Source organism: Nocardia carnea, assembly GCF_029868855.1.
Lineage (GTDB): Bacteria > Actinomycetota > Actinomycetes > Mycobacteriales > Mycobacteriaceae > Nocardia > Nocardia carnea_A.
Genome location: NZ_JARWOV010000048.1, coordinates 1 through 6,211, shown reverse-complemented (window position 1 = coordinate 6,211; position 6,211 = coordinate 1). Strand labels below are relative to the sequence as shown.

Below are 6,211 nucleotides of genomic sequence, written 5' to 3'. Positions count from 1 at the left end.
GGCGTGCGGCCGGCCACCACCCCGCGGTCCTACAGCAGCGCCCGATACACACCGACCACGGTCGCGGATTTCAAGCGCGGAACACTAGGCCGCCCGCGCCCCCGCCCCCGGGGCGGGCCGGGGGGGCCGGGGGGGCCCGGGACGATGGGCTCATCCCGGCGGGCAGCATCGGTGCCGCCGCCGGCTGCGCGGTCGCGGGTGAGGACTGTCCCGGCACCGCCGCGGGTGTCGTAGCCGTGAATGTCCTCGCCTGATAGGAAGACAGGGCCCGGGGCATTCGGGGCATACCGGAACCCGCACCCTCGCTCGCGGCCGGCACCGCAGCGGATACCGGCAGCGTTGGGCCGGTTACCGGCGGTGTCGCACCATGCTCGGCTGCCCATGCCGTACCCGAGACGATTTCCGGTGGCCGAACCTGCTGCCAGGGCACGGCCAACAACGCGGACGCCGATTCGTAGCTGTGCATGACCCGCGCCGCGTTCGCCTTGGTGAGATCTTGCTCCGCATCGGCATCGGCGACTGTCGCAACCAGCGGCGCGCCGAGCGCGGCCCCCACCTGCTCGAGACTGCGTATCGTCGCTGTCAGGGCCGCGATATCGGCCATATGCGGCATAGCCAGACAGGCCACCTCGTACGCGACCGCCTGTCCGCCGGCCAGCGCGGCGTTGCGGCCGGCTGCCGCGGCGGTATCCACCAGCCAGTGCCGCAGCGTCGCGAATCGGTCGATCACGGGACCGCTCTCGGTCGATCGCCACGAATCCCGCATTCGGGCCATGATCCGGTCGTATTCGATTACTGCAGCGCCGAATACCGCGGCCAGCCGCGACCACGCGGCAGCGGCCTCGGCCATCGGCCGCGCACCGGGACCGGTGGCCAGATCGTGCGCGAGCTTCTCCGCGGGCCGGGCCGCCCAGATCACACCGGTGAAACCGGGCATCGGTGGTTCGATCATCGTCGGTGCTCCGCCGCTAGATCGCTGTCCTGAAACCGCCGGCATTGTCCTCGTCCATGCGGACCAGCTGATCGGTCTGTGAACGCAGGGCCGCGGCCAGTTTCCTGATCTCGTGGACACCTCGGTTGGCGGCGTCGTCGTAGGAGGTGGCCACAACCCGCAGGGTGTCCGCCGTGCGGACCGAAACCTCGTCCATGCCGGCCGGTTCGACAGCCAACGCCGGCAGATTCGCCCGAAGTGCGTCCTCCAACCGTGCGGCCAAGGCGTCCAGTTCGGTGCCGGCCTGCCGGACCTGAGGTGGATCGAATTCCATGCCGATCTCCTGTCAGAGGGTCAGTGGTTTGTCCGGCGAATCGCCGCTCAGCGGTACGGACACACGCTCGGCCGTGCCGACAACCGGCAGCGACACTCCATCCATCGGGCCGACGACCTCATTGCCGTGCGCTGCGTTGACGAGATGGTCGCGCGGGCCGTCCGCCGTCGAGGACTCACTGCCCCGGGGGAGCCCGGCAGCGCCCAGACCCCCGGTCATCGGGAGGGCGCCGCCCGTGTTGCGGGTGGCGCTGCTGTTCGTCCCGGAAGCCGTTGAGCTGACGGGGTTTCCGGCGCCGGCGCCGGTACCGCCGCCGGCGGCTTGCGCTCCCGGCCACGGTGCCAACGGTCGCGCAGGCGTCCCCGCGATTCCGCCGCCCGCGAGAGCGGCCCCCGGCACGCCTACGCCGGCGATCCGGGTGGCCGAATCCGGGGTGTCTTCGCCGGGGACCGGCTTCACCGGGTGCAGGGTTTCGTTCAAGCGGGCGACGGATTGCGCTCCGGTGGACACCGCGCCCACAACGGACGGCACGATCTGTATCAGCTGCGCAACGATCTGTAGCGGATCGACACCGACCGGCGCGTTCGTCACCGGTACTTTCTCGCCGGTCGCCATCATCTGCGCGCTTTCCGCACTCAATTCGGTGCGTGTCTTCGCGGTTATCACGGTGGCTTCCGCCAGGGTTTCGGTGGTGGCCGCCAGCAGGAACACCTGTCCGGCCCCGGTCGCCAGGAACGGACCGGCGGCGACGACGGAGGCCAGGTAGCGTGCCACGACCGCCGCCATCGCGGTGGCGCCCGTGAAGACCGATGTGGTAGCGGCCGCCGTACCGGCTGCGGTCCCGGCGCTCTGACCTGCTATCGCCGCCCCGTCGCGCTGTGCCGCGGTGGACTTGTTCGCAGCCTCTGTCGCGGCCATACCCTGCCACAACATCATTGCGGTCTGTACCGCGGACGCGCCCAGCTGCATCACGGTCTGCAGGACCGAGGAGATCTGCGCGAACACCTCGGACGGATCAGGGTCTGCCCCGCCGGCGAACTGCCCGGTTCCGAAGCTGTCGGCCAGATCGGTGATCGGCTTTGCGATCAGCGAGAGGTCCAGGGCCGGGAGCGGTGGTAGTTCCGGCAGCGGAATCTGTGCGGGCAGCTGCGGCAGCGGTCCGAGACCCATATCCGCGAGAACCGCGTTGACCGGCCGGTCCAGCGCGGGACCGGCTGCGCTCTTGCGCAACAGTTCCAGCACGGTCTCGTCGATCGGTCCGCTCATACCGTTCTGCCGATCCCGCCGAATTCGGTGACCGAGGCTTCTTCGGTCGAATCGTATGCCGCAGCGCCCTCATAGGAGGTCAACGCTGTCGCGGCATGTACGGCGGCCAGCTCGCCGACCGACCGGAGGTTGTTGGCCTGCGCATACGCGAAAGCGGCCAGGAAGTCCTGACCGATCAGGCCGAACACCGGGATCGCTGCCGCGATGAGTGCGGTCTGATTCACAGCTCCGGCCGTTGCCGTCTCCACTGCCAGAGCGGCCGAGGCATTGCCGAATTCACGCACGATATGGGAGTCCGCCACGAGATCAGTCATCTGAACGCCTAGGGGCCGGGGAATTTACATTCTCGTTGGTCAAGGTATCCAGACGCGGTTAGCTACCGATAGCCGGAAACTTGCCTCTGATGGGAAGTCTCGCGCGGCGAGGACGGATTGTGACCTGGTCAGTGGCCGGAATTGTGCCCCGGCATCGACTCGGCGAGTTCGGTGTTGAAAGCATCGACCAGCTCGCCGCGCCGGATGATCGCGAGATGGGCGGCCCGCCGCGCGGTCGCCACCACCACCGACTCGAATTCACTCGGCGACAGTTTCGAGATAGCCGGTGCGAGAGCCAGATCGCACAGTGCGCCGTTGCCGTCGACTTCGGCGGTCACGGTGCCGTCCGGTGAGGTTTCCCGCACCCGGATCGCGGCGAGCCGGTCCGCCAGGTCGTGCATCAGGTTCAACTGGCGGTGCACCCGTGCCTCCAGCGCATCCATTGCCTCGCTCATATCCACCTCGGCCGGCTCTGCGTGTCGAAATCGTGTTCCGATGCCGTGATCATTCGCCCGGCTCGATGCCGATTCGGAACGGCGGGCCCCTGTCCGGTGGTCTCCACGGAGATCGCACCGCATCTCGACGCAGTTGTTGTCATGGCACCTCGGTCACTCGTCGTAGGCGCACATACTACGGCGGGCCGGAGTGGCACTGACCCACTGAGGCGCCACCAGCGGGGAACGGGGAACCCTTTTCCCGGGTAAGTCCGGAGCTGGTTCCGCCATTCTTTCCCGCTTGTGGGAAACCGCCTTTCAGGTGTGCTGGAAGTATTTGGCCCACTTGATGGGTGGTGACGCAGGTCGAGCTGTGAGCGAGTGGGCAACGTGAGCGACAAGAATTCAGAACAGCCGGAGAGTGCGGATGGGCAGGCGCCGGATATCGGCTTCCGGCTCGCCACGCCCGATGCGGGTGCCGAAGTCACGCCGCCCGGCGATACGGCCCACCCCGACGACCGCGTCGAATCCGGGAGCGGCGAACCCGCCGACCGGGTCGCCGCCCGCGAAATCGCGACGGCACTAAGCGGTTCCGGGCCGCCCGGCTGGCAGGAGCTGGACGCCGTGTTCGCACTGACCACCACAGCGGTGTTCGCGGAGGTGCGGTATTCCGACGGCGCACGTTCCCTGCGGGTCCAGCCCGCACCGGAGGTACTGCAGCAGGTGCGCAGCCAGCGCGCCATGGTCGCCGAATCCGCCGATGAGCCCTGGTGGCGGTTGCTGGTGCGCGCGGATTCCGGAGGCGGACTCGATATCGATTACGACTTCGGTGACGAGCCGTTCCCGGAGGGGCAGCTTTTCGAGCCCGAGGCGTACCGGCTGGATCTCGACGAGTACCCGCGGGAATCGTTACCGGTCTGGCTGGCCGCCTATATCTCGCATGGCGACCGGCAGTCGCGGACCCCGCAGCAGGCGGCCCGGGCGGCCCGCGCCGACCGGGAGGCCGGCGTCTGGCCGAATGTGGCCGCCGGTGAATTCCCGGCCTTTCCGCAGATGTGGGCGCGCTGGGCGTGTCTGGCCGCGGGTTTCGTGGCGGCCCGATCGGAGTGGGGACCGCGGGTCGTGCCCGCGATGGGCTGGTTCGAGAGTTCACGCCGCGGCGGGTCGACGCTGTATTCGCTGCCCGGTGGCCGGGCGGTGCTCTCCGGCGGGGTCTGGGAGGCTCCGGCCCTGGACGCGACCTACAACGAGGACGCCCCGATGCCGGAATTCTTCGCCGGCGCTCCCGACTGGGTGGCAAATCCGGTGGTGAATCCGCGGGCCGGGACCGGGCTGCTGTCGTTCGTCTACTGGTGGGAGGCTGGTCGCTGGTATCGCGGGGAGTCTCCGGATGCCGAGGCCTGTGCCTCGGCGGTGCCCGGCGTCTGGACCGCGGATACCGTCGCCGGGTTGCTGGCCGGGTTGGCGACGACACCGTCCACGGCGAAGGGCCGGGCCGCGGCGGCGGCACTTGTCGAGGCGGCCGAACTCGGACTGGCCACGCGTGACACCGTGACCGCCCTGTTCGACGAGGACACCTTCGATATCGACGGAGCGGTCTATCAGCTGAACACGGCCGGTGTGCTGACCTCGCTGCCGCTGGAGATGCCGGAGAGCGAAGCGGTGCACCGGGTGCGGACCTATATCCGGAGCCGGGGCTTGGATACCACCGGATACCCCTTGGACGAGCTGGCAGGGGAACGGATCAGCTGCGGATGGATGGTCTATGTACCGGTACCGCAGGGGGAGATGGCGATCGGGCGGGCGATTTTCTACGTGGCCGACGACGGGGTGCTCGAACACTCTTCCTCGTCGGTGGCTCCGGCGGTATTCGCGAGCGGGTTCGAACAGCGTTTCCACGAGCGGCGGAAAGTTTCGGTGTGAGCGCACGGATAGTCGTGGTCGGGCAACGGTGAGGATCGATGATGGCGAAGAGAGTTGAGGTCGACCCGGCGTTGCTGGGTGATGCGGCGAAGTTGGTTGCCGAGATCGGTGCGGGTCTGGCGGCTGCCCGCGACAAGGCGAACGAAATCATGGAACACACCGGAAAAGCCTGCGGGAACGATCATTTCGGTCAAGAATTCGCGGGCGGTCCTCGCGGTTTCCGGAGTCAGGGGGAAGCGGTCGAGGAGAAGACGGGCCGGATGTCGGAGCTCGTTACCGGGATTGCCGAGGATATGGGAACCGGTCTCGGTGCGGCGCAGGCACTTCGGGACATGGACGAATTGTCGAGTAAATCGTTCGGGCGGTAGTGGTGATAACCGGCGACTATGCGGAGGAAGCCGCCGCGGCGTACGAGAGCCTGCAGCGGCAGATGGCTCAAATTGCGGAGGCGCAGCGGCAGCGGGTGAAGTTGACTGCATCGGCCTCGGTGCGGGACGGCCGGGTGACGGCCACCGTCAATGCCGATGGATTGCTGATCGAAACGGTTTTCGCCGACGATATCGACGAGCTGAGCTATGCGGAGATCGCGACGGCGGTGACCGAGGCGACGCAGCTGGCAGCGGCCGAAACCGCGCGGAAGAATGCGGAGTTGGTCGCTGAGCTGCGCGGTGAGCGGGAGCGGCGGCCGAAGCTGTCGGAGTTGTTTCCCGGGCTGGCTGATGTGGAGGCAATGATGCCGGTGGAGCCGCCGGTGCCGACTGCTGTTCCGGATCCGGAGGATGCCGAGGAAGAGGTGCCTGCCGATCCGATCCTCGAGTTCGACAATGTGGAAGAGGTAGATCGGGCCGCAGGCCGTGGTCGGAGTGGGCCTCCGATTCTCGGTTCCGATTGGTGATGTAGGTGGCTATTCCGTTTCCGCCGGCGGATTTGGCGGGTTTGCTGGGTTGGGTGGGTGGTAGTGAGATCCCGGTGGGGAACGAGGATTTCGCCGAGTTCATGCGGGAGGGTT

At 67.8% G+C, this 6,211-nt stretch carries 8 protein-coding genes; 3 read left to right on the top strand and 5 right to left on the bottom strand.

Translation table 11 applies throughout. The features are described 5' to 3' along the window. Window positions 1-70: 70 nt before the first annotated feature. From QH195_RS04325 to QH195_RS04305, 5 genes are all read right to left on the bottom strand, one after another. Window positions 71-952, bottom strand: coding sequence for a PPE domain-containing protein (locus tag QH195_RS04325; protein ID WP_280434397.1), 882 nt, complete (start codon window positions 950-952; stop codon window positions 71-73). 16 nt (window positions 953-968) lie between these two features. Next, window positions 969-1,265: a PE family protein gene (locus QH195_RS04320; protein ID WP_280434396.1), complete on the bottom strand. Its 297-nt coding sequence runs from the start codon at window positions 1,263-1,265 to the stop codon at window positions 969-971. 12 nt (window positions 1,266-1,277) lie between these two features. Continuing rightward, window positions 1,278-2,531 carry a hypothetical protein gene (locus tag QH195_RS04315; protein WP_280434395.1) on the bottom strand — a complete coding sequence of 418 codons (1,254 nt, stop codon included), beginning with the start codon at window positions 2,529-2,531 and terminating at the stop codon, window positions 1,278-1,280. Then, the gene (locus QH195_RS04310; protein ID WP_280434394.1) at window positions 2,528-2,845 is read right to left on the bottom strand and encodes a hypothetical protein; all 318 of its coding nucleotides are present in this window, start codon (window positions 2,843-2,845) and stop codon (window positions 2,528-2,530) included. Before QH195_RS04310 ends, QH195_RS04315 begins: the two co-directional genes overlap by 4 nt. A 128-nt stretch (window positions 2,846-2,973) precedes the next feature. Continuing rightward, on the bottom strand, window positions 2,974-3,300 hold the full coding sequence (locus QH195_RS04305; protein WP_280434393.1) for a YbaB/EbfC family nucleoid-associated protein: 327 nt from the start codon (window positions 3,298-3,300) through the stop codon (window positions 2,974-2,976). 369 nt (window positions 3,301-3,669) lie between these two features. On the opposite strand from QH195_RS04305, the gene QH195_RS04300 reads away from it, so the two are divergent. The 3 genes from QH195_RS04300 to QH195_RS04290 are packed head-to-tail and all read left to right on the top strand — an operon-like array spanning window position 3,670 to window position 6,097. Further along, complete coding sequence (locus tag QH195_RS04300) at window positions 3,670-5,202, top strand: hypothetical protein (RefSeq protein WP_280434392.1); 1,533 nt, start codon at window positions 3,670-3,672, stop codon at window positions 5,200-5,202. 41 nt (window positions 5,203-5,243) lie between these two features. Continuing rightward, window positions 5,244-5,570, top strand: coding sequence for a hypothetical protein (locus QH195_RS04295; protein WP_280434391.1), 327 nt, complete (start codon window positions 5,244-5,246; stop codon window positions 5,568-5,570). After that, window positions 5,570-6,097: a YbaB/EbfC family nucleoid-associated protein gene (locus tag QH195_RS04290; protein ID WP_280421219.1), complete on the top strand. Its 528-nt coding sequence runs from the start codon at window positions 5,570-5,572 to the stop codon at window positions 6,095-6,097. The genes QH195_RS04295 and QH195_RS04290 overlap by 1 nt, the downstream gene beginning before the upstream one ends. Window positions 6,098-6,211: the final 114 nt, after the last annotated feature.

What these genes read in the sequence shown, in the direction of transcription:
- QH195_RS04325 (WP_280434397.1), bottom strand. Translation starts at nt 952, where the DNA reads ATGATCGAACCACCGATGCCCGGTTTCACCGGTGTGATCTGGGCGGCC.
- QH195_RS04320 (WP_280434396.1), bottom strand. Translation starts at nt 1,265, where the DNA reads ATGGAATTCGATCCACCTCAGGTCCGGCAGGCCGGCACCGAACTGGAC.
- QH195_RS04315 (WP_280434395.1), bottom strand. Translation starts at nt 2,531, where the DNA reads ATGAGCGGACCGATCGACGAGACCGTGCTGGAACTGTTGCGCAAGAGC.
- QH195_RS04310 (WP_280434394.1), bottom strand. Translation starts at nt 2,845, where the DNA reads ATGACTGATCTCGTGGCGGACTCCCATATCGTGCGTGAATTCGGCAAT.
- QH195_RS04305 (WP_280434393.1), bottom strand. Translation starts at nt 3,300, where the DNA reads ATGAGCGAGGCAATGGATGCGCTGGAGGCACGGGTGCACCGCCAGTTG.
- QH195_RS04295 (WP_280434391.1), top strand. Translation starts at nt 5,244, where the DNA reads ATGGCGAAGAGAGTTGAGGTCGACCCGGCGTTGCTGGGTGATGCGGCG.